This is a genomic window from Pseudomonas sp. LS_2, from assembly GCF_042709235.1.
GTDB lineage: Bacteria > Pseudomonadota > Gammaproteobacteria > Pseudomonadales > Pseudomonadaceae > Aquipseudomonas.
In genome coordinates this window covers 40,967-63,907 of sequence record NZ_JAVAYC010000018.1, presented here as the reverse complement: position 1 = coordinate 63,907, position 22,941 = coordinate 40,967, and the positions used below count along the sequence as shown (strand labels likewise).

General features: G+C 65.2%; 19 protein-coding genes. 14 read left to right on the top strand and 5 right to left on the bottom strand.

Annotation, left to right across the window (positions count from 1 at the left end):
• The first annotated feature begins 23 nt into the window (after positions 1-23).
• The 12 genes from RAC97_RS16990 to RAC97_RS16935 all read left to right on the top strand — a co-directional run bounded on the left by RAC97_RS16990 (position 24) and on the right by RAC97_RS16935 (position 14,851).
• On the top strand, positions 24-1,190 hold the full coding sequence (locus RAC97_RS16990) for a PilZ domain-containing protein (protein WP_375100726.1): 1,167 nt from the start codon (positions 24-26) through the stop codon (positions 1,188-1,190).
• Positions 1,191-1,203: 13 nt separating this feature from the next.
• Positions 1,204-2,631 (top strand): alginate biosynthesis TPR repeat lipoprotein AlgK, encoded by a 1,428-nt coding sequence (gene algK / locus RAC97_RS16985; RefSeq protein WP_375100725.1) that lies wholly within the window; start codon positions 1,204-1,206, stop codon positions 2,629-2,631.
• On the top strand, positions 2,628-4,106 hold the full coding sequence (locus tag RAC97_RS16980; RefSeq protein WP_375100724.1) for an alginate export family protein: 1,479 nt from the start codon (positions 2,628-2,630) through the stop codon (positions 4,104-4,106). The genes algK and RAC97_RS16980 overlap by 4 nt, the downstream gene beginning before the upstream one ends.
• A 10-nt stretch (positions 4,107-4,116) precedes the next feature.
• On the top strand, positions 4,117-5,676 hold the full coding sequence (algG, locus tag RAC97_RS16975) for a mannuronan 5-epimerase AlgG (RefSeq protein ID WP_375100723.1): 1,560 nt from the start codon (positions 4,117-4,119) through the stop codon (positions 5,674-5,676).
• Between the two features lie 13 nt (positions 5,677-5,689).
• Positions 5,690-7,132 carry an alginate O-acetyltransferase gene (locus tag RAC97_RS16970; RefSeq protein ID WP_375100722.1) on the top strand — a complete coding sequence of 481 codons (1,443 nt, stop codon included), beginning with the start codon at positions 5,690-5,692 and terminating at the stop codon, positions 7,130-7,132.
• Between the two features lie 7 nt (positions 7,133-7,139).
• Positions 7,140-8,243 (top strand): mannuronate-specific alginate lyase, encoded by a 1,104-nt coding sequence (locus tag RAC97_RS16965; RefSeq protein WP_375100721.1) that lies wholly within the window; start codon positions 7,140-7,142, stop codon positions 8,241-8,243.
• 178 nt (positions 8,244-8,421) lie between these two features.
• Complete coding sequence (locus RAC97_RS16960) at positions 8,422-9,882, top strand: MBOAT family O-acyltransferase (RefSeq protein ID WP_375100720.1); 1,461 nt, start codon at positions 8,422-8,424, stop codon at positions 9,880-9,882.
• A gap of 10 nt (positions 9,883-9,892) precedes the next feature.
• Positions 9,893-11,050: an alginate O-acetyltransferase gene (locus tag RAC97_RS16955; protein ID WP_375100719.1), complete on the top strand. Its 1,158-nt coding sequence runs from the start codon at positions 9,893-9,895 to the stop codon at positions 11,048-11,050.
• A gap of 8 nt (positions 11,051-11,058) precedes the next feature.
• Positions 11,059-11,712, top strand: a complete 654-nt coding sequence (locus RAC97_RS16950; protein ID WP_375100718.1) for an alginate O-acetyltransferase AlgF — start codon at positions 11,059-11,061, stop codon at positions 11,710-11,712.
• A gap of 32 nt (positions 11,713-11,744) precedes the next feature.
• Positions 11,745-13,199 carry a mannose-1-phosphate guanylyltransferase/mannose-6-phosphate isomerase gene (locus tag RAC97_RS16945; protein WP_375100717.1) on the top strand — a complete coding sequence of 485 codons (1,455 nt, stop codon included), beginning with the start codon at positions 11,745-11,747 and terminating at the stop codon, positions 13,197-13,199.
• Between the two features lie 212 nt (positions 13,200-13,411).
• Positions 13,412-13,876, top strand: a complete 465-nt coding sequence (locus tag RAC97_RS16940; protein ID WP_375100716.1) for a multidrug transporter — start codon at positions 13,412-13,414, stop codon at positions 13,874-13,876.
• Between the two features lie 150 nt (positions 13,877-14,026).
• Positions 14,027-14,851: an SDR family oxidoreductase gene (locus tag RAC97_RS16935; protein WP_375100715.1), complete on the top strand. Its 825-nt coding sequence runs from the start codon at positions 14,027-14,029 to the stop codon at positions 14,849-14,851.
• 56 nt (positions 14,852-14,907) lie between these two features.
• Here the strand turns inward: RAC97_RS16935 and RAC97_RS16930 are convergent, their stop codons facing one another.
• Genes RAC97_RS16930 through RAC97_RS16915 form a run of 4 tightly spaced genes read right to left on the bottom strand, consistent with a single transcriptional unit; the run spans position 14,908 to position 19,642 of the window.
• A complete protein-coding gene (locus tag RAC97_RS16930) occupies positions 14,908-15,768 on the bottom strand; it encodes an efflux RND transporter periplasmic adaptor subunit (protein ID WP_375100714.1) in 861 nt (286 codons plus the stop codon).
• Positions 15,769-15,778: 10 nt separating this feature from the next.
• The gene (locus RAC97_RS16925; RefSeq protein ID WP_375100713.1) at positions 15,779-15,979 is read right to left on the bottom strand and encodes a DUF1656 domain-containing protein; all 201 of its coding nucleotides are present in this window, start codon (positions 15,977-15,979) and stop codon (positions 15,779-15,781) included.
• Positions 15,969-18,128, bottom strand: coding sequence for an FUSC family protein (locus tag RAC97_RS16920; protein WP_375100712.1), 2,160 nt, complete (start codon positions 18,126-18,128; stop codon positions 15,969-15,971). Before RAC97_RS16920 ends, RAC97_RS16925 begins: the two co-directional genes overlap by 11 nt.
• Entirely contained in the window at positions 18,125-19,642 is a 1,518-nt protein-coding gene (locus RAC97_RS16915) for an efflux transporter outer membrane subunit (protein ID WP_375100711.1), read from the bottom strand. The genes RAC97_RS16920 and RAC97_RS16915 overlap by 4 nt, the downstream gene beginning before the upstream one ends.
• Before the next feature lie 179 nt (positions 19,643-19,821).
• Here RAC97_RS16915 and RAC97_RS16910 point away from each other — a divergent pair, with 179 nt between their 5' ends.
• Both RAC97_RS16910 and RAC97_RS16905 read left to right on the top strand, forming a co-directional pair.
• Positions 19,822-20,769: a LysR family transcriptional regulator gene (locus tag RAC97_RS16910; protein WP_375100710.1), complete on the top strand. Its 948-nt coding sequence runs from the start codon at positions 19,822-19,824 to the stop codon at positions 20,767-20,769.
• Between the two features lie 60 nt (positions 20,770-20,829).
• Complete coding sequence (locus RAC97_RS16905; RefSeq protein WP_375100709.1) at positions 20,830-21,804, top strand: 2-hydroxyacid dehydrogenase; 975 nt, start codon at positions 20,830-20,832, stop codon at positions 21,802-21,804.
• An 84-nt stretch (positions 21,805-21,888) separates the two neighbouring features.
• Here RAC97_RS16905 and RAC97_RS16900 read toward each other — a convergent pair whose 3' ends face one another.
• Positions 21,889-22,791, bottom strand: a complete 903-nt coding sequence (locus RAC97_RS16900) for a DMT family transporter (protein WP_375100708.1) — start codon at positions 22,789-22,791, stop codon at positions 21,889-21,891.
• Positions 22,792-22,941 lie beyond the last annotated feature (150 nt).

The following is a 22,941-nucleotide window of genomic DNA, read 5'->3' as shown; positions in this document are numbered from 1 at the left end:
GGATCCAACAGGAAAACATCACCATGAATACCGCCGTGAACGTCAACGTCGTGCATGAGTCCGAAGCCCAGCGCCAGCACGCCCGGGTGCGTATCCCAGCCAAGCTGCGCTTCCTCGATGAGGATCGCCAGCCCCATGATGTGAAAGTCGACGACCTCTCCGCCGGTGGCTTGTCGTTCCATGCCAAGAAGGCCCTGCCGGTCGGCGAAGTGGTGCGCGGTCGCCTGCAGTTCGTGGTCGACAACCTGGGGCTGTCGATGGACGTCGAGTTCCTGGTGCGGGTAAGCAACCCGGAAACCGGGCGTACCGGTGCCGAGTTCCAGAACCTCGAACCCCGCGACATCGCCACCCTGCGCCATATCATCACCGCGCACCTGTCGGGCGAGCTCATCAGCGTCGGCGATGTGCTCAGCACCCTGCAGCGCGACAACTTCACCAAGGCACGCAAGCAGAAGGATTCAGGCTCTGGCCTGTCGGCCTTCGGCCGCCTGCGTGCAGTGACCGTGACCCTGGGCGTGTTCGTGGTCGGTATCGCCGCCTTCGGCTTCGTCGCCAAGTCGCTGTACGGCCTGTACTTCGTCAGCCATGCCGAAGCCGGCGTGGTCGCGGTGCCCACCAGCAACGTCACCATGCCCCGCGACGGTAGCGTGCAGAGCCTGGTGCAAGTGGGTGCGCAGGTGACCAAGGGCGCGCCGCTGGCGACCTTCGACACCAGCATGCTCGACCTGCTCAAGGGGCACCTGGACGACTCGCAGCTGGAACCGGCCAAGGTCGAGGAGCTGTTCGGCAAGCAGCTCTCCGGCACCCTCACCAGCCCCTGCGACTGCGTAGTCGGACGCCAGCTGGTAGACAACGGCCAGTTCGCCAGCAAAGGCCAGCCGGTGTTCCAGTTGATTCCTCGCACCACCAACCCAATGGTCGAGGCGCGCTTCAGCTACCGCCAGTTCGACGAGGTCAAGCCAGGTACCCGGGTCAACTTCCAGGTCGCCGGCGAAGACGCGGTGCGTACCGGGCAGATCGTCAGCAGCACCAGCCTGGACAACGACAACCTCGCCGCCGACCTGCGCGTGCAGATCAAGCCTGACGAAAGCCTGCCGGCGGAGCTTGCCGGGCGCCCGGCGTCGGTCAACAGCGACCGCGGCCCGTCGCTGAACTGGCTGATCGACAAAGCCGTGGCCCGTGGGCTCTGAAGGAGACCGGACGATGATCGCCAACAAGCACACCGCCGCCCTAGGGCTCTGTGCCCTGGCCGCCGCCATCACCCTGGCCGGTTGCGCCGGCCTGCCCGACCAGCGCCTGGCCAACGAAGCTTTGAAGCGTGGCGACACCGCCACCGCCGAGGCCAACTACCGCGCCCTGGCCGACCTGGGCTACAGCGAGGCCCAAGTGGGCCTGGCCGATATCCAGGTGGCCACCCGTGACCCGGCCCAGCTCAAGCAGGCCGAGGCCACCTACCGCGAAGCGGCCGCCACCTCGTCGCGCGCCCAGGCCCGCCTCGGCCGCCTGCTGGTGGCCAAGCCCGACAGCACCCAGGCCGAACGCGAAGAGGCCGAGACCCTGCTCAAGCTCGCCGCCAAGCAGGGCGAAGGCAACACCCTGATCCCCCTGGCGATGCTCTACCTGCAATACCCGCAGAGCTTCCCCAAGGTCAACGCGCAGCAACAGATCGACCAATGGCGCGCCGCCGGTAACCCCGAGGCGGGCCTGGCCCAGGTGCTGCTGTACCGCACCCAGGGCACCTACGACCAGAACCTGGGCGAAGTGGAGAAGATCTGCAAGGCCGCACTGACCACCACCGATATCTGCTACGTGGAGCTGGCCACCGTCTACCAGAAGCGCGCCCAGCCCGACCAGCAGGCCGCGCTGCTCGAGCAGCTCAAGTCCGCCTACGCCCGTGGCACGGTGCCGGCCAGCCGGGTCGACAGCGTCGCCCGCGTGCTGGCCGACCGCAGCCTCGGCCAGACCGACGAGAAAACCGCCAAGGACCTGCTTGAACACGTCGCCCCGGCCAACCCGGCTTCCTGGGTGAGCCTGGCGCAACTGCTGTACGACTTCCCCGAACTGGGCGACACCGACCAGCTGCTGGCCTACATCGACAAGGGCCGCGAAGCCGAGCTGCCACGCGCCGAGTTGCTGCTGGGCCGCCTGTACTACGAAGGCAAGACCCTGCCAGCCGACGCCGAGAAGGCCGAGCAGCACCTGAGCGCTGCCGCCGACGCAGGCGAAGTCAGCGCCCACTACTACCTCGGCCAGCTGTACCGCCGTGGTTACCTGGGCAACGTCGAGCCACAGAAGGCCGTCGACCACCTGCTCAGCGCCGCCCGTGGCGGGCAGCTCAGCGCCGACTACGCCCTGGCCCAGCTGTACAGCGAAGGCCATGGCATCCGCCAGAACCCTGGCAATGCATGGGTATTCGCCCAGCTGGCGCAGGTCAACCCGACCCCGCAGTCCAGCGAGCTGCTGCAACAGCTCGACCAGCAACTCACGCCCCAGCAGCGCAGCCAGGCCCAGCAACTGCTGGCGCAGGAGCGCCGCGCACGCGCGGGCATGATTCAGGGCAACGGCAGCCCCCTCGCCCTGGAAGCCCTGCAAGACGATGAAGAAGCCGTAGACGCCGAGGATTCGCTATGACGTTAAACCCCTTCGTGAAAGCCGGCATCGGCCTGGGCTTCGCCCTGCTGTGGGCCTGCCCGACCTTGGCGCAGGAAACTGCAGCGAAGAATTTCGGCCTGGACATCAAGATCACCGGCCAGTCCGAGGACGACCGCGACCTGGGCACCCGCTCCGGCGGCGATGTCAGCGGCCTGGGCCTGGACCTGCGCCCCTGGGTATACGGCGAGCGCGGTAACTGGAACGCCTACGCCATGGGCCAGGCAGTGGCTGCCACCGACATCATCGAGACCGACACCCTGCGCCAGTCCGACGATGGCAGCACCATCGACAACGGCGACGACAGCCGCAAGCCGGATAAAAGCTACCTGGCCATGCGCGAGTTCTGGGTCGGCTACCAAGGCCTCACCCCCTATCCAGGCGAGTACCTGCGTTTCGGTCGACAGCGCCTGCGCAGCGACGACGGCATGTGGCGCGACACCAATATCGAGGCGCTGAACTGGACCTTCGACACCACCCTGCTCAAGGCCGACCTGGGCGTGGCCCAGCGCTTCAGCGAATACCGCACCGACCTCACCGAGCTGGCGCCGGAAGACGAGGACCGCACCCACGTTTACGGCAACGTCGCCACCCAGTGGACACCTGGGCACTGGGTCGGCCTGCGCGCCCACCACACCCATGACAGCGGCAGCCTGAAAAACCCCGGCGAAACCGTCGATGCCCTCGACAAGACCCGCACCGGCGACCTCACCTGGCTGGGCCTCGAGGCCAACAGCGACGCCTACAACTGGCGCAACGACCACAGCGTCAACTACTGGGGCAGCGTGACCTGGCTGACCGGCGATCGCGACCGCCTCACCAGCCAGACCGTAGGCAACGAACAGGTCGCCGTCGGCAAGCAGAGCGGCGACGTCAATGCCTGGGCCACCGACCTGGGCGTGCGCCTGCGCCTGAACCCGCAGTGGCAGGTCGGCGCAGCCTACGCCCGTGGCAGTGGCGGCGGTGGCGACGACGGCTCGAGCAACTTCGAGCAGACCGGCCTTGAGAGCAACCGCTCCAACTTCACCGGCACCCGCTCGCGCGTCCACCGCTTCGGCGAGGCGTTCCGTGGCGAACTGGGCAACTTGCAGGCGGCCACCCTGTTTGCCTCCTGGCAGCTGCGCGAGGACTACGACGCCAGCTTCGTCTACCACAAGTTCTGGCGTGTCGACGGCAACCAGAACATCGGTTCCAGCGGCATCAACGCGGTGGTCAACGACAACGGCATCAACCGTCCGCTGATCGACGGCGAAAAGGACCTGGGCCAGGAAATGGACGTGGTCGTCACCAAGTACTTCAAGCAAGGCCTGCTCCCGGCCTCGCTGAGCCAATCGATCGACGAGCCGTCGGCGCTGGTGCGCTTGCGCGCGGGTGTGTTCAAGCCGGGCGATGCCTATGGCAGCGAGACCGACTCGTACATGCACCGTGCCTTCGTCGACGTGATCTGGCGCTACTGAGGCCCACACCATGAACCTGCACCCGAACCTTCGTCACAGCTTGCTCGCCAGCGCCCTGCTGCTGGCCGGCGGCCTGGCCCATGCCGCCCAGCCGCCCGCCACCGTCAAGGACCTGCAGCACGCCAAGACCTACACCATCTCGAGCCCTCCGGCCGAGCAACTGCACCTTGACGCGCCCAAGCTGCCCGAGCTCGGCGGCTACACCGCCGAAGCCGTGCAGAAGAAGATCGACCGCTCCCGCAAGGGCAAGGTCAGCGTGCGCCGCATGCTCCAGGAACAGAACCTCAAGGAGTTCATCGGCGGCGACAACAAGGGCGCCGAGTGGGTGCGACGCCAGCACGGCATTCCCCAGGCGATCTTCGTCGACGATGGGCATGTGGACCTGGTGGAGCTGAGCAAGAAGGTACCCAAGCAGTACCTGCGCGAAACCGAGCCCGGCGTGTACCTGGCGCGCCTGCCGATCGTGGTGGGCGAAAAGGGCGTGCTGGAGATCAACGGCAAGGTCAAGGAGCTGCGCCTGTCCGAGGAAAGCGGCTCGTTCATGGTCAACGACGGCAAGCTGTTCGTCACCGACACCCGGGTGATCGGCTGGCGCGAGAAGGCCAATGGCCCAGCCACCTTCCGCAAGCCCGACGAGTTCCGCCCGTTCCTGCTCAGCTGGGGTGGCACCGAGACCTACATCGTCAACAGCACCATGGCCAATTTCGGCTACGACAAGTCCAAGTCGTACGGCGTGAGTATTTCCCAGTACACGCCGAACATGGTCAAGCAGATGGGCCGTGGCGAGCCCACTGGCTGGATCATCGGCTCGGAATTCGCCGACATGTGGTACGGCTTCTACTGCTACGAAACCCAGGACTTCGTGATCAAGGACTCGACCTACCGCGACAACATCGTCTACGGCATCGACCCCCACGATCGTTCGCACCGCCTGATCATCGCCGGCAACACCGTGTACGGCACCAAGAAGAAGCACGGCATCATCATTTCCCGCGAGGTCAACGACAGCTGGATCTTCAACAACAAGAGCTATGACAACAAGCTCTCCGGCGTGGTGATCGACCGTAACAGCGTGAACAACCTGATCGCCTACAACGAGATCTTCCGCAATCACACCGACGGCATCACCTTGTACGAGAGCGGCGACAACCTGATCTGGGGCAACAAGGTCATCAACAACCGTCGCCACGGCATCCGCATACGCAACAGCGTGAACATCCGCCTGTACGAGAACGTCGCCATGGCCAACGGCCTGGTCGGGGTGTACGGGCACATCAAGGACCTCACCGACACCGATCGCGACATCGCCCTGGACCCCTTCGACGCCAAGGTGTCGCTGATCGTCGTCGGCGGCGAGCTGTCGGCCAACGGGACCGGCCCGCTGTCCATCGACTCGCCACTGTCGGTAGAGCTGTACAAGGTCGCCATGCTCGCCCCGACCAAATCCAGCGGCATCAGCCTCAACGGCGTGCTTGGCGAGCGCCAGGCGGAAATTCTCGACCTGCTGGTGCGCCAGCAAAAGCCCGTGCTGATCGACCCGGTCGAAAGCCAGGCCGAAATGATCGACTAAGGAAGCCCCGAACATGAACCCACACCTGATGAAACTGCTCGGCCTGTCCGCCGCCCTCCTGGCCATCAGTCAGGGCGTGCGTGCCGAAGACGTGCAGCCGCCAAGCTTCACCGCCGAGCCCTGCTGCCAGCTGTGCCCGGCCGCCCACGACGCCAGCCGCTACACCACCCGCTACCAGCAGAACTTCACCACCCTGGTGCAAGCCCAGGGCGACTGGCTGTTCCGTACCCGCGAAGACCTGCGCACCGAGTTCGACACCAGCGCGTTGGGCTACAAGCGCTTGCAGCAAGTGCACGACGCCTTCAAGAAGCGCGGCGTGGAGCTGGTGGTGGTTTACCAGCCGACCCGTGGCCTGGTGAACCGCAACATGCTCAACCCGCAGGAAAAGGCCGCGTTCAACTATCAAAAGGCCCTGGGCAACTACCAGGCCATGCTCAAGCGTTTCGAAAAGATGGGCTACAACGTGCCCGACCTCTCGCCGCTGACCAACGAGCAGTTGGCCGCCGCCGACCAGGGCAAGGACTTCTACTTCCGCGGCGACCAGCACTGGACCCCGTATGGCGCCGAGCGCGCCGCCAAGATCGTGGCCGAGACGGTGCACGGCATGCCGGCCTTCGAGGGCATTCCGCGCAAGGAATTCGAAACCCACAAGTCCGGGCGCATGGGCAAGACCGGCACCCTGCACAACGTCGCAGGCCAGCTGTGCGGCACCAGCTACGCGGTGCAGTACATGGACCAGTTCGCCACCGAGCCCAAGGGCGCGGCGGGCGGCGACGACCTGTTCGGCGATGGCGGCAACGCGCAGATCACCCTGGTGGGCACCAGCCACAGCGGCAAGAACTACAACTTCTCCGGCTTCCTGCAGCAGTACATCGGCGCCGACGTGCTCAACGTCGCCTTCCCTGGCGGCGGCCTGGAAGGCTCGATGATCCAGTACCTGGGCAGCGAGGAGTTCCAGAACAACCCGCCGAAGATCCTCATCTGGGAATTCTCGCCGCTGTACCGCCTGGACCAGGAAACCATCTGGCGGCAGATCCTCGCCCTGCTCGACGACGGCTGCGAAGGCCGCCCGGCGCAGATGACCGCCAGCACCACGCTCAAGCCGGGCGTCAACGAGTTGATGGTCAACGGCAAGGGTGGGGTGATCAAGGACCTGACCAACCGCAACCACCAGATCGACATCCAGTTCGAAGACACCTCGGTCAAGGTCCTGCAAGCCAAGCTCTGGTACCTGAATGGGCGCCACGAGAACGTCAAGATCGAGAAGCCGGAGACCTCCGACACCGATGGGCGCTTCGTCTTCCAGATGCGCGAAGACGAAGACTGGGCCGAGCAGAACCTGTTGGCGCTGGAAGTCCAGGGCCCGGAAAGCGGTACCCAGAAAGTCGAGGCAAAGCTCTGCAAACGCAACAACTTCGCCGGCGCTGCGCGTAACACCGCACAAGCCGGCCAGTGAGGCGACCATGACTGTACTAGCACGCAAGACCGCACCCGCCCTGCTCGCCCTCGCCCTGTTCGGCGGGGCGGCGCAGGCCGCGCTGGTGCCGCCCCAGGGCTACTACGCCGGGATCGAGAAGCTCAAGACCGGCGAGGGCGACTTCAGCTGTGAAACCGCACCCAAGCCCTACACCGGCCCCCTGCAATTTCGCAGCAAGTACGAAGGCTCGGACAAGGCCCGGGCAACCCTCAATGTCGCTTCTGAAAAGGCCTTCCGCGACTCCACCGCCGACATCACCACCCTTGAGCGCGGCGTGAGCAAGATGGTCGGCCAGTACCTTCGCGACGGTCGCCCGGCCCAGCTCGACTGCGTGCTGACCTGGCTCGAAACCTGGGCCAAGGCCGACGCGTTGTTGTCCACCGACTACAACCACACCGGCAAGTCGATGCGCAAATGGGCACTGGGCAGCATGAGCGGGGCGTGGCTGCGCCTCAAGTTCTCCAACTCCCAGCCCCTGGCCGCGCACCGGGCCGAGGCCGAAACCATCGAGAAATGGTTCGCCCGCCTGGCCGAGCAGACCGTACGCGACTGGAGCGACCTGCCGCTGGAGAAGATCAACAACCACAGCTACTGGGCGGCCTGGTCGGTAATGGCCACCGCCGTGGCCACCGACCGACGCGACCTGTTCGATTGGGCGGTGAAGGAATACCGGGTGGGCGTGAACCAGGTCGACGACCAGGGCTTCCTGCCCAACGAGATCAAGCGCAAGCAGCGCGCCCTGGCCTACCACAACTACGCACTGCCACCGCTGGCGATGATCGCAAGCTTCGCCCAGGTGAATGGCGTGGACCTGCGCAAGGACAACAACTTCGCCCTGCAACGCCTGGGCGAAGGCGTGCTGGCCGGGGCTCGCGACCCCAGCCAGTTCGCCCGCCGCGCAGGCGAGAAACAAGACATGGACGACCTCAAGGTCGACAGCAAGTACGCCTGGCTTGAGCCGTGGTGTGCGCTGTACCAGTGCGTGGGCGACACCCAGCAGCGCAAGCGAGACATGCAGCCGTTCAACAGCTTCAGGCTGGGCGGCGACGTGACCCGGGTCTACGACCCGAGCGCAGAACGCAAGAAATAGTAGATCCCTGTGGGAGCGGGTTTACCCGCGAATGCGCCCGACCGGGCAACGGTGTTGAACCTGCTGACGCATTCGCGGGTAAACCCGCTCCCACAGGAACTCGGTTGCTCCCCAGCTTTGCGTGGGGGGTTTGGGGGGCGCTGTGCCCTGGATGCTGTATCTAACAAGGAGAACCGGGATGGTCTTCTCGTCCAATGTGTTCCTGTTCCTGTTCCTGCCGGTTTTCCTCGGCTTGTACTACATAAGCGGGAACCGCTATCGCAACCTGCTGTTGCTGATCGCCAGCTACATCTTCTACGCCTGGTGGCGGGTGGACTTCCTCGCCCTGTTCGCCGGCGTCACCCTGTGGAACTACTGGATCGGCCTTAAAGTCGGCGCCGCCGGTGTGCGCACCAAGCCCGCCCAACGCTGGCTGCTGCTGGGCGTGGGCGTCGACCTGGCGATCCTTGGCTACTTCAAGTACGCCAACTTCGGCGTCGACAGCATGAACGCGATCATCACCTCGTTCGGCATGGACCCGTTCATCCTCACCCACGTGCTGCTGCCGATCGGTATCTCGTTCTACATCTTCGAGTCGATCAGCTACATCATCGACGTGTACCGCGGCGACACCCCGGCCACCCGCAACCTGATCGACTTCGCCGCGTTCGTGGCGATCTTCCCGCACCTGATCGCCGGCCCCGTGCTGCGCTTCAAGGACCTGGCCGACCAGTTCAACAACCGCACCCACACCCTGGACAAGTTCTCCGAAGGCTGCACCCGCTTCATGCAGGGCTTCATCAAGAAAGTGTTCATCGCCGACACCCTTGCGGTGGTCGCCGACCATTGCTTCGCCCTGGAAAACCCCACCACCGGCGATGCCTGGCTCGGCGCACTGGCGTACACCGCGCAGCTGTACTTCGACTTCTCCGGCTACAGCGACATGGCCATCGGCTTAGGCCTGATGATGGGCTTCCGCTTCATGGAGAACTTCAAGCAGCCCTACATCAGCCAATCGATCACCGAATTCTGGCGGCGTTGGCACATCAGCCTGTCCACCTGGCTGCGCGACTACCTGTACATCACCCTGGGCGGCAACCGCAAAGGCACCTTCAACACCTACCGCAACCTGTTCCTGACCATGTTGCTGGGAGGCCTGTGGCACGGCGCCAACTTCACCTACATCATCTGGGGCGCCTGGCACGGCATGTGGCTGGCGATCGAACGGGCGCTGGGCCTGGACACCAACCCACAGCGTTTCAATCCAGTGAAATGGGCCTTCACCTTCCTGCTGGTGGTGGTCGGCTGGGTAATCTTCCGCGCTGAAAACCTGGATGTCGCCGCCCGCATGTACGGCGCCATGTTCAGCTTCGGCGAGTGGCAACTGTCGGAACTGAACCGCGCCAACCTCACCGGCCTGCAAGTGGCGACCATGTTCATCGCCTACGCCACCCTGGCCTATTTCGGCCTGCGCGACTTTTACCGCAACGCCACACCCCAGCAAGCGCCACGCACCCCGGTGCAAGTCAATGCCGACGGCTCGATGGGCCTGGACTGGACCCGGGTCATGACCCGTGCGCTGGTACTGATGCTGTTCGTCGCCTCGGTGCTCAAGCTCTCGGCGCAGAGCTACTCGCCATTCCTCTACTTCCAGTTCTGAGGCCAAGACCATGAACCGGACACTTCGCATTACCTACTCACTGACCTTCATGGGCCTGCTGGTCGGCCTGGGCGCCTGGTCGGTGGGTGGCCTGGACAGCTTCAACCGTACCGAGCAGATGACCTTCCTCAACGGCAAGCTGGCCAAGGCCGCCGAAACCCACTACGACGAGCAGTTCCCGATCAAGCGCCTGAGCACCAACCTCTGGGCCGCGCTGGATTTCAAGCTGTTCAACGAAGGCCGCCCCGGCGTGGTGCTGGGCCGCGAGCAGTGGCTGTTCACCGACGAGGAGTTCAAGCCCACCGCCGGTGCCGAGCAATTGATGCAAGAGAACCTGGCCCTGGTGCGCGGCATCCGTGACACCCTGCAACGCCAAGGCACCCAGCTGGTATTGGCGATCGTGCCCGCCAAGACGCGGCTGTACCCCGAGTACCTGGACAAGGAACAACCGGCCAGCCTGCACAGCGAGCTGTTCAACCAGTTCCACGCCCAGGTGCGCCAAGCCAATGTGTTCGCCCCCGACCTGCTGGCGCCGCTGGAGCAAGCCAAGGCCCGTGGCCAGGTGTTCCTGCGTACCGACACCCACTGGACGCCCATGGGCGCCGAGGTGGTGGCCCAGGCCCTGGCCGAGGCGGTCGGCCGCCAGAAACTGCTAAGCGGCGAGCCCCAGGCCTACATCACCGAAGCCGGCGCCAGCGCGCCGTACAAGGGCGACCTGACCAACTTCCTGCCGCTGGACCCGCTGTTCAGCAACCTGCTGCCCAAGCCGGACACCCTGCAACAGCGCAGCACTCGCCCGGTCTCGGCCGAAAACGAGGCAGGCGATGCGCTGTTCGCCGACACGCAAATCCCGGTGGCACTGGTGGGCACCAGCTATAGCGCCAACCCGCACTGGAACTTCCTCGGCGCCTTGCAGCAAGCACTGCGCAGCGACGTGGCCAGCTACGCCGAAGACGGCCATGGCCCGCTGCTGCCAATGCTCAAGTACCTGCAAAGCGACGCCTTCAAGGAACACCCGCCGCAAGTAGTGGTGTGGGAATTCCCCGAACGATATCTGCCAATGAAAAACGACCTCAGCAGCTTCGACCCCCAGTGGATCGCGCAGCTGAAGAACACCCGCAAGACCGAAGAAAACCTGGCCCTGTCGTCCAATCGGACGGATCACTGATAGAGGACATGCACATGACCAACAAACCTTCCTTTGCCAAAGCCCTTACCCTCGCCGCCGGCCTGGGCCTGCTCTCGGCGCAGGCCCTGGCCGGTGCCGACGCAGCGCTCTACGGCCCGAGCGCACCGAAAGGCTCGACCTTCGTGCGCCTGTACAACGCCAGCTCCACCCCCACCGCCGCCACTGTCGGCAACACCCAGATCAAGCAGGTGAGTGCCCAGGGCAGCAGCGACTTCAGCTTCCTGCCAGGCGGCGACTACACGGCCCAGGTCGGTGGCAAGTCGGTGCCGGTGAAACTGGCCTCCGACAAGTACTACACCCTGGTCAACAACGCCTCGGGCAACCCGCAGTTGATCGAGGAGCCCCCCTTCAAGAACAAGCAGAAAGCCCTGGTACGGGTGCAGAACCTCAGCGACAAGCCGCTGACCCTCAAGACCGCCGACGGCAAGACCGAAGTGGTCACCCCGGTGGCCGCCAAGGGCCGTGGCGAGCGCGAGATCAACCCGGTGAAAGTCAACCTGGCGCTGTATGAAGGTGACAAGAAAGTCAGCGACGTCAAACCCGTCGCCCTGGAACGCGGCGAAGCCGCCGTGCTGTACGTGACCGGCTCCGGCAGCAGTCTTTCGCCGGTTTGGGTAACCCGTCCGGTCGCCACTAACTGACCCCTGCCTCTCTCGACTATTGGAGAAACATCATGATCCCGGTAATTCTTTCTGGTGGTAGCGGTTCGCGTCTGTGGCCTCTGTCGCGCAAGCAATTCCCCAAGCAGTTCCTGGCCCTGACCGGAGAACACACGCTGTTCCAGCAAACCATCGAGCGCCTGGTGTTCGAGGGCATGGACACCCCTATCGTGGTCTGCAACAAGGACCACAAGTTCATCGTCCAGGAGCAACTGGCCAGCCTGAAATTGGAAACCCAGGCGATCCTCATGGAGCCCTTCGGCCGCAACACCGCACCGGCAGTGGCGATGACCGCCATGAAGCTGGTCAACGAAGGCCGCGACGAGTTGATGCTGGTGCTGCCCGCCGACCATGTGATTGAAGACCAGAAAGCCCTGCAACGCGCCCTGGCCCTGGCCACCGTGGCCGCCGAGCGTGGCGAGATGGTGCTGTTCGGCGTACCGGCCACCAAGCCTGAGACCGGCTACGGCTACATCCGCTCGAGCCAGGACGCGCTGCTGCCCGAAGGCGTGGCACGGGTCGCACAGTTCGTCGAGAAGCCCGACGAAAAACGCGCCAACGAGTTCGTCCGCGCCGGTGGCTACTTCTGGAACAGCGGCATGTTCCTGTTCCGCGCCAGCCGCTTCCTCGAAGAGCTGAAGAAGCACGACCCGGATATCTACGACACCTGCCTGCTGGCGCTCGAGCGCAGCAAAGAGGAAGGCGATGTGCTGAGCATCGACGAAGCCACCTTCGCCTGCTGCCCGGACAACTCCATCGACTACGCGGTAATGGAGAAGACCCAGCGCGCCTGCGTGGTGCCGTTGTCCGCCGGCTGGAGCGACGTGGGCTGCTGGTCGTCGCTGTGGGACGTGCACGAGAAGGACGCCGACGGCAACGTCACCAAGGGCGACGTGGTGGTGCAGGACAGCCGCAACTGCATGATCCATGGCAACGGCAAGCTGGTTTCGGTGATCGGCCTGGAGAACATCGTGGTGGTCGAGACCAAGGATGCCATGATGATCGCCCACAAGGACAAGGTCCAAGGCGTCAAGCAACTGGTCAACACCCTCGATGCCCAGGGCCGTACCGAAACCCAGAACCACCTGGAAGTGTACCGCCCGTGGGGCTCGTACGACTCGGTGGACATGGGCGGGCGCTTCCAGGTCAAGCACATCACCGTCAAGCCGGGTGCCAGCCTGTCGTTGCAGATGCACCATCACCGCGCCGAGCACTGGATCGTGGTGTCCGGCACGGCCGAGGTGACCTGTGACGAGAACGTGTTCCTGCTCACCGAGAACCAGTCGACCTACATCCCGATCGCCTCGGTCCACCGCCTGCGCAACCCTGGCAAGATCCCGCTGGAGATCATCGAGGTGCAATCGGGCAGCTACCTGGGCGAGGATGATATCGAGCGCTTCGAAGACGTCTATGGGCGTACGTCCACGCCGATCGAGCGTGGCGTCTCGGTGAAGACCATCGCGCAGTAAACGCATGGCGGCCAATGCGCTACGGCCGGGGCTCTGCCCCGGTTCGCGGGCAAGCCCGCTCCTACAGGTGCCAGCTGCTTCTAAGAAGCGCGTTGTACCGGGCGGAGCGGCGCCGAACCGCCGCGAATGGCCGACAGCGTCCTCCCGCTTTTGAGCCCGCCCCGATTTCCCGCTACGATGATCGAACCCTCGCCAACAAGGCCTGCACCCCCATGATCATCGGCGCCTTCCTGATTCTCACCTGGCTGATTCTGCTGCTGCGCTACCCGGCCAAGGCCCTGCCGATTTCCCTGGCCGCCGTGCTCGGCCTGGGGCTGGTTGCCCTGGGCGTGGTCTGGCAGGACCAACGCGAAGCCTCGCAGCTGGCCCGCCTCGATCTGCGCCTGGCCTACGCCCCCGAACAGTGCCCCGCCGACCGCGCCTTGCGGGTGACCATGAAAAACAACAACAAGGCTCCGCTCACCGAACTGCGCTGGCGCGTGGCCGCCTACGCCCCGGGTGACACCGTCAACCTGGCCGAGAACACCTACAACGCCCCGCGCTATCGCGGGCCGGGCGAACTGCAGCCCGGTACCGAGTGGAGCGACTGCCTGCCCGTGCCGCCGCTGCGCTCGGGGTACCGGCCGCAGACCCTGGAGTTCCGGGCCGAGCACCTTCAGGGTACATTCGCCAATTGATGCTTCGCCTGCACCGGCCCTTTCGCGGGTAAACCCGCTCCCACAGGCTCACCACTGTTTTCAAGGGCAGTGGGGAACCTGTGGGAGCGGGTTTACCCGCGAAAGGGCCGGCACTGCCCACACAACCCTCGGACTGAACACAGGCCCCCCATGCCCACCATCCTGATCACCGGTTGTTCCAGCGGCATCGGCCGCGCCCTCGCCGACACCTTCCGCGACGCAGGCTTCGATGTGTGGGCCACCGCCCGCAAGGCCAGCGACGTCGAGCAACTGTCCGCCGCCGGCTTCACCGCTCGCCAGCTGGACGTCAACGACCCACAGGCCCTGGCCCGGCTGGCCGAAGAGCTCACCGAGCGCGATGCCGGCCTGGACATGCTCATCAACAACGCCGGCTACGGCGCCATGGGCCCGCTGCTGGACGGCGGCGTCGAAGCTATGCGCCAGCAGTTCGAAACCAACGTGTTCTCGGTGGTCGGCGTCACCCGCGCGCTGTTCCCGCTGCTGCGCCGCGCCAAGGGCCTGGTGGTGAACATCGGTAGCGTGTCCGGCGTGCTGGTCACCCCGTTCGCCGGCGCCTACTGCGCTTCCAAGGCGGCGGTGCATGCCTTGAACGACGCCCTGCGCCTGGAACTGGCGCCGTTCGGCATCCAGGTGATGGAAGTGCAGCCCGGCGCCATCGCCTCGCAATTCGCCAGCAACGCCCAGCAACAGGCCGACCAGGTGCTGGCCGCCGATTCGCCATGGTGGCCGCTGCGCGAACACGTGCAGGCCCGAGCCCGCGCCTCGCAGGACAAACCCACCCCGGCGGCGGTATTCGCCCAGGGCGTGCTGGCCGCAACGCGCAAGTCGCCAGTGCCAGCGCTGGTGCGCTTGGGCAATGGCAGCACCGCCCTGCCATTGCTGGCGCGGGTGCTGCCTCAGCGGCTGCTGGATACGGTGCTGCGCAAGCGTTTTGGGTTAATGCGGCCGCTTTGAGACCGTATCGTTCCATTCGCAGCTAAGACCTGCCAGGGGCGGGCGCGCCATCCGGCTTACCCCTCGCCAGGCCTCACCACTACCGTACACGTTGTCCCCGCCGCCAGCAGGTACCCTGGCGGCACCTCGTCGATATGAATGCGCACCGGCACCCGCTGCGCCAGGCGCACCCAGTTGAAGGTCGGGTTCACGTCGGCCACCAGCTCGCGGCTCTGCGGGTTGTCGCGGTCGTAGATGCCGCGGGCGATGCTCTCGACATGCCCTTTCAGCCGCTCACCGCTCATCATCTGCAATTCGGCCGCATCGCCCACCTTCACATGGGGCAGCTTGGTCTCTTCGAAGAAGCCGTACACCCAGAACGAGTGTTCATCCACCACTGCCATCACCGCCTCGCCGGTGCGGGCGTAGTCCCCCCTGTGCACGTTCAGGTTGGTCACGTAGCCATCGACCGTGGCCAGGATGCGCGTACGCGAAAGGTTCAGCTCGGCGGCGGCCAACTGCGCCTGGGCCTGCTGGTAATCGGCCAGCGCCGAGTTGGCAATGTTGCTGGCGTCGTCGCGGTTTTCCGTGGAAATCACCAGGTTGTCCAGGTCGGCGCGGCGCTTGGCGTTGACCTTGCGCATCTCCCAGGTGGCCTTGCGCGAGGCCACCACTGCCTTGGCCTGCTCGACCGCCAATTGGTAGTGCTCGGGGTCGACCTGGATCAGCAGGTCGCCCTTTTTCACCTGCTGGTTGTCGCGCACCGGCACGTCCACCACATAGCCGGGCACGTCGGCGGCGACGTTGATGATATCGGCGCGTACCCGGCCATCGCGGGTCCAGGGCGTGGTCATGTAGTGCAACCACAACTGGCGGCCGATCGCCACGGCGGCGGCCAGCACCAGCAAGGTAGCGAGCAGGCTGAAGCACTTTTTCATCGAGGGTTTCTCACCAGTAGAGCGCCAGCGCCAGGGCGCCGAACAGGCAGACGAACAGGCACAGGCGCATCAGCGCGGGGTGCCAGAAGAAGCGATAACCATCATGGCTTGCGATGAACCGGTCCACGCCCCAGGCCAGGCCCAGGGCGAACAGGAACAGCAAGGTCAGGGTGGGCATGTACAGCCCATGGAAAGCGATTTCACGGGGCATGCTGCGGTCCTTGGGCCAGGGGCGACTGGGGGTCGAGCAGTGAACTGCGGATGAAGTGCAGGTAGCTCTGCACCCGGCGTAGCACCGAGGTGTCGAAGTGCCGGGCGAAAGGTTCGTCGGTGGCCTGCACGCGGCTGATGGCATGGTCCACCGCCACCAGCGCGCGCTCGTGGTTGCTGGCGCTCGGTTGCAGGAACAGCCGCGCCAGCGCACGGCCCATCACCCGAATGGCCTGGCGCCAGGGTTGGCTTTCGGCATAGGCCGGGTGCACCGGGGCATTGGCCTGTTCCTTGCGCAACTCGATGATGGCGTGGCCGACTTCCGAGACCACGAACATCCAGCGCATCAATTCGCCCTGCACTTGCGGCTTGCTCGCCGCCAGGCCATAGGCCTGGTGCAGCAGGTCGCGGGTGCGACTTTCGAAGGCCGACCCCAGCCCGCGCAGGCGGCCACCAATGGCGAACAGCACCTGCTCGCGCAGCTCGCGTTGCAAACGGCTCCACAGCCAGCGGCTGTTCGGCGGCAGGATGATCGCACCGGCGGCAGCGCACACCAGCATGCCAAGCAGCATGCCCAAGTAGTCGTTCACGTAGGCATACGGGTCATAGACCGTGAGGTTGTTCGGCACCGAACCGATGGCGAAGAACACCAGCAGGCCGATGCCGTAGCCTGCGTAGGCCGGTCGCGCCGCCAGGTAGGCACCGAGCACGAAGACCGGCGCCAGCACCATGCACAGCAAGGGGAAACCGTCGATCCAGGGAAACACGAAGAAGGTCTCGTAGAAGCCGATGAAGGCGCCGAGCAGCGTGCCGCACGCCATCTGGAAAGCCATGCGCTTGGGGTTCGGCGAGGCCGCTGACAGGCCCACGGTGACCGAGGCGATCAAGGTCATCATGGCGCCGCTGGGCCAGTCGCTGAGCAGCCAGTAGCTGCCCAGCAGCAATAGCACCAGCGACGCCCGCAGCCCCGCCGCCAGCGACACCAGCCAGCTGGTCTGGGCCACGTAGGGCTCGTCCCACTGCTCGCGCTCGTGGTTGTGGGCGGCCAGTGAGGCGTGGGTCTGTGCGTAGCTGTAGAGTTCGTCGATGAAGCGGTAGAGCAGCTCGAAGGCGGTGTGGAAATCCAGCAGGTCGGCTTCGCTGGGCTGGGTCTGCAGGTACGCCGCGCGCAGGCTGCGCACCTGGGTTTGCAGGCCGTCTTTGTAAGCGGCCAGCTCCAGGGTCAGGCGCAGCGCATCGGCGTCGGTGAGCAGACGGTCGGCGTAGGGATCGAGCAGTTGCACCAGGGTCGCAAGGCCCGGCTCGATGGCCTCGACGATGCGCGCCGGGCCGCGGCTGCGCAGGCGTTCGAGCAGCCGGTGCAAGGCGTTGAAGCGGGTGGAGATGGCCATGAACTCGCTGTTCATGCGCACCAGCCGGCCAGAGCGCCTGCGCATGTGCGGGTCTTCGAAGGCGGTGACGTTGCGCAGGCTTTCAAGGCCTACCGCTTCTGCGATGAAACGCACGTTGCTGCTCTCGAAGCGATCACGTTGGCTGTCACCGCGCAGGGCCTCGACCACCACTGCGGCGAACACACCGAAGCGCTGGTACAGCGCATTGCGCATGGCCGCGCTGGCCGACTGCGGCAGGATCGCGGCGCTGACAAAGGTCGACACCAGGATGCCCAGGGCAATTTCCAGCACCCGCCATACCGCAGCCATGAACGCCTGGTCGGGGTGCTGCAACACCGGCAGGCCGATCATCGCGGCGGTGTAGCCGGCCAGCACGAAGCCATAGGCGCGGAAGGTGCGGTAGCGCATGGCGCCGGCCGAACACAGGCCGACCCAAAGCGCCAGGCTCGGCAGGAACAGTTCGGTGTTCTGCGGGAAGATCGCGATCAACGCGACCATCATCGCCGAGCCCGCCAAGGTTCCCAGCACCCGGTAGAAACTCTTGGCGAACACATGCCCGCTCTGCGGCTGCATGACGATGAACACCGTGATCATCGCCGTGCGCGGCTGCGGCAGTTCCAGGCGCATGGCCAGCCACAGGGTGACGAAGGCTGCCAACAGCACCTTGCAGATGTACACCCAGGTGACCCCGTCGGTGCGCGCCCAGGTGAACAGGCCCCGGCGCCATTCCAGGCTTCTTGGCCAACGCGCAGCGCTCATTGGCGGGAGCCTGACGAATCGAACACGGCCAGGCTTGCGGGCGCCTTGGGTGCGGCCTGGTCTTCGGTATCAGGCACATCGTCACCGGCTCGCAACCCACCGCCCAGGGCCGTGGCCAGCTCGGCATGCACACTCAGCCGCGCAGCCTGCACCTGCTGTTGCAACTGCTGCTGGCGGAACAACAAGGTCTGGGCGTTGAGCACGTTCAGGTAGTCAGTCAGCCCACGCTGGAAGGCAACGGTGGCGATGTCGTAGGTCTTCTGTGCGGCGGCCACGCTCTGGGCAGCGAAGTGCGCCTGCTCGCCCATCGACTCGCGACGCACGAGCTGGTCGGCAATGTGCTTCAGCGCCCCGACCACCGCCTGGTTGTAACGCGCCACAGCCATGTCGTAGCCCGCCGAGGCCACGCCCAACTGTCCACGCAAGCGGCCACCGTCGAAGATCGGCAGGCTGATGGCCGGGCCGGCGGTGTAGCTGAACTTGCGCCCGGTGATGAATTCCAGCGGGCCGCCGCCAGTGGCCATGAAGCCCAGGCCGCCGACCAGGTCGACATTGGGAAAGAAACCCGCGTGCGCCACGTCGATGCCCCGCGCCTGGGCCGCCACCTGCCAGCGGCTGGCGACCACGTCGGGGCGCTGGCCGACCAACTCGGCGGGCAGTGTCGAAGGCAGCGTGAGCGGCGCGGCAAGGCTCAGGCGAGGGCGTTCGATGCGCGCACCCGCGCCCGGCCCCTGCCCGGCCAAAGCCGCCAGTTGGTTGCGGGCCAGGGCGATTTCTTCGTTCAGGGCGTCGATTCGGCGATGGGTTTCAGGCAATGCAGATTCGGCCTGGCTGACTTCGAAATGGGTGCCGATGCCGCCCTGTAAACGGCGCGTGGCCAAGGCCAGGATCTGCTCCTGCTGGGCGAGTTCGGCCTGGGCGATGTCGCGTTGGGCGAAGTGCAGCGCCAGCTGGATGTACACCTTGACCAGGTTGTTCTGCAATTCCAGCTGCGCCTGGCGGGCCTCGGCCACGCGCATGTGCGCCAGGTCCACGGCCTGTTCGCTGGCATTGCGCTCGCGGCCCCACAGATCGAGGGCGTAGCTCAGGCCGATACCGGCATTGTTGTCCCAGGTGTGGGCGCCGGACAACGCGCCGGGGCCATAGAATTGATCCGCAGGCCAGTCATGGCGTCTGAGCGTGGCCTCGCCATTGGCTTGCAGCTTTTCTGCCGACTCCACTACCCCCGCCATGGCCTTGGCCTCGCGTACCCGCGCTGCCGCCATGGCCAGGCCAGGGCTGCCGAGCAGGGCAAGGCTCACCCAGTGGTCCAGCTGCGGGTCGCGGTAGGCTCGCCACCACTGCTGGGCGGGCCAGCGCGCATCGACGGTTGCCTCGCGAATGGCCTGGTCGGTGCTCAAGGTGTTGGCTTGCAGGGCATGGGTTTGCGGGGCAATGCCCCAGGTTCCGATACAGCCGCTAAGCGTGAAACTGAGGGCACAGGCACTGAGCGCTGGAAGGATGCGACGCGGCACAGCTGCGATTTCCGAGGATGAGGTGGACAGGCCGGGCAATTCTAGGGGCGGGTTTCATTGGCGATAAGCGCACATTCCTGCGAATCTTTGTTACCGAAACAGCGATAATCCGGCTTTGGTCGAAGCACCCGAGACGCTGCTTCATGGCACAATTTCGCCCTCTATACCGAGAGTGACCCATGGACACCTTGCAAAACATGCGTGCGTTCAGTTGCGTGGCGCAGCTGGGCAGTTTCACCGCCGCCGCCGTGCAGCTGGATACCACCACCGCGAACGTGTCGCGGGCGGTCTCCAACCTGGAAGCGCATCTGCAAACCCGCCTGCTCAACCGCACCACCCGGCGCATCGCCCTGACCGAAGCGGGCAAGCGCTACCTGATGCGCTGCGAGCAGATCCTGACCTACGTCGAGGAAGCCGAGTCCGAGGCCAGCGATGCCCATGCCCGCCCGGCCGGGCAGTTGAAGGTGCACTCGATGACCGGTGTGGGCCAGCACTTCGTGGTCGATGCCATCGCCCGCTACCGCCAGACCCACCCGGACGTGACCTTCGACGTGACCATGGCCAACCGGGTGCCGGACCTGCTCGACGAGGGCTATGACGTGTCCATCGTGCTGGCCACCGAGCTGCCTGACTCGGGTTTCGTCTCCCAGCGCCTGGGCATCACCTACAGCATCGTCTGCGCCTCGCCCGACTACGTGGCCCAGCATGGCTTCGCGCAAAAACCGGCGGATTTGCTCAAGCACGCCTGCCTGCGCATGGTCAGCCCGGTGATTCCCTTGGAGAAGTGGCTGTTCGACGGCCCGGAAGGCCAGGAGATGGTCAACATCACCAGCTCGCCGTTCCAGGTGAATTCCGCCGACGCCATGAAGACCGCGATACGCAGCGGCATGGGCGTGGGCGTATTGCCGATCTACTCGGCCATCGATGGCCTGCGCGACGGCAGCCTGGTTCGGGTAATGCCCGATTACCGTCTGCAGGAGCTGAACCTGTACGCCATCTACCCCTCGCGCCAGTACCTGGATGCCAAGATCAAGACCTGGGTCGAGTACCTGCGCAACTCACTGCCGGAAATCCTCGCCGCCCATGAGGCAGACCTGAAGACCCATGAGTTGCTGGTGGCAAACTGAAGATGATAGGTTCCTAACCATTCACGCCCTTCCCGTCCGCCCTTGCAGAGAAGTAGCCCGATGAAAAAGACCGTCCTGGCCTTTAGTCGCATCACCCCGGCCATGGCCGAGCGCCTGCAGCACGATTTCAACGTGATCCTGCCCAACCCTAAGCTCGGCGACATCAATGCCCAGTTCAACGAAGCCCTGCCCGAGGCTCACGGCCTGATCGGCGTGGGCCGCAAGCTGGGCCGTGCGCAGCTCGAGGGGGCAGGCAAGCTGGAGGTGGTGTCGAGTGTCTCGGTCGGCTACGACAACTACGACCTGGACTACTTCAACGAGCGTGGCATTGCCCTGACCAACACTCCCGACGTGCTTACCGAAAGCACGGCGGACCTTGGCTTCGCCCTGGTGATGGGCTGCGCACGCCGCACTGCCGAGCTGGATGCCTGGACCAAGGCCGGCCAATGGCAGGCTACCGTCGCCCCTACCCACTTCGGCACCGATGTGCATGGCAAGACCCTGGGCATCGTCGGCATGGGCAACATCGGCGCCGCCGTGGCCCGTCGCGGTCGCCTGGGCTTCGGCATGAAGGTGCTGTACAGCGGCAACAGCCGCAAGACCGCGCTGGAGCACGAGCTGGGCGCGCAGTTCCGCAGCCTGGAGCAACTGCTGGCCGAGTCGGACTTCGTGGTGCTGGTGGTGCCGCTGTCCGATGCCACCCGCAAGCTGATCGGCGCCCGCGAGCTGAAGCTGATGAAGCCCAGCGCGTTCCTGATCAATATCGCCCGCGGGCCGATCGTCGACGAAGCAGCGCTGGTCGAAGCGCTACAGAACGGCACCATTCGCGGCGCGGGCCTGGATGTGTACGAGAAAGAGCCGCTGGCCGACTCGCCCCTGTTCAAGCTGCCTAACGCCCTGACCCTGCCGCATATCGGCTCGGCCACCGACGAAACCCGCCAGGCCATGGCCGAGCGGGCCATGGAAAACCTGCGCGCGGCACTGCTCGGCGAGCGGCCACGCGACCTGGTCAACCCGCAGGTGTGGAAGGGCTGATGGATTTCGACTGACGGTACCGGCCTCTTCGCGCTCCTACAGGTTCAGCGGTGACCCTGCAGGAGCGCGAAGAGGCCGGCAGCTTCAGCGCAAGACGGCCGCCCCAGGCACTACCTTGGCCTTGGGCTTGCGAAATACCAGCACATTCCCCGCCATCACCGCCACCAGCCCCAGCAGGGCCGGCGCCGTCCACTGATACCCCTCGACCAGCGCAGACACGTTCAACGCCACCAACGGGAACAGCACGGTGCAGTACGCCGCCCGCTCCGGCCCCATGCGCCCCACCAGGGTCAGGTAGGCGGTAAAGCCGATCACCGAGCCTGGAATCACCAGGTACAGCAGCGAGCCGATGTAGCGCGCGTTCCACTCCATGTCGAAGGGAATGCCGCTGACCAGGCAGTACACCGCCAGCATCGAGGCGCCATACAGCATGCCCCAGGCGTTGGTGGTCATGGGCTTGAGGCCGGCCTTCTGTTGCATGCTCGAGAGCATGTTGCCAGCTGAGAAGCACAGCGTGCCAAGCAGCGCCAGGCCGAGGCCATACAAGGTTTCGCGGCTGGCCGTGTGGTGCGACAGCTCCGGCCAGAACAGCAGCCCCAGGCCCAGCAGGCCCAGCGCGCCACCACCTAGCACGTTGGCGGCGATCTTCTGGCCGAAGAACAGCCGGGCGTTGAGCGCATTCCATAGGGTGGCGGTGGAGAACACCACGGCGATCAGGCCGGTGGCGACCCACTGGCTGGCGGTCAGAAAGCACATGAAGTTGACACAGAACAGGCAAAAACCCTGCGCCAGGCAGATCAGGTGCCCGCGCCGGCCCATCGCCTGCAGGCGGCGAGTCAGCAGCAGGATGGCGAACAGGATCAAGCCGGCCAGGGCGAAGCGATAGACGATCGATACCGGGATAGCGACCACGCCCAATTGCAGCTTCAGGGCGATCCAGGTGGTGCCCCAGATGAGCACGGTGAGCAGGTATAGCGAGAGGTTCATGATGCTGGCCTCGGTGGTGGTCGGAGGTCTTGGGCTTTGTGCTGCCTTCACTGGCCTCTTCGCGGGCAAGCCCGTTCCTGCCAGGCAATGGGGAACCTGACAGGAGCGGGCTTGCCCGCGAAGAGGCCGACAAGGTCACCGCACCAGTCT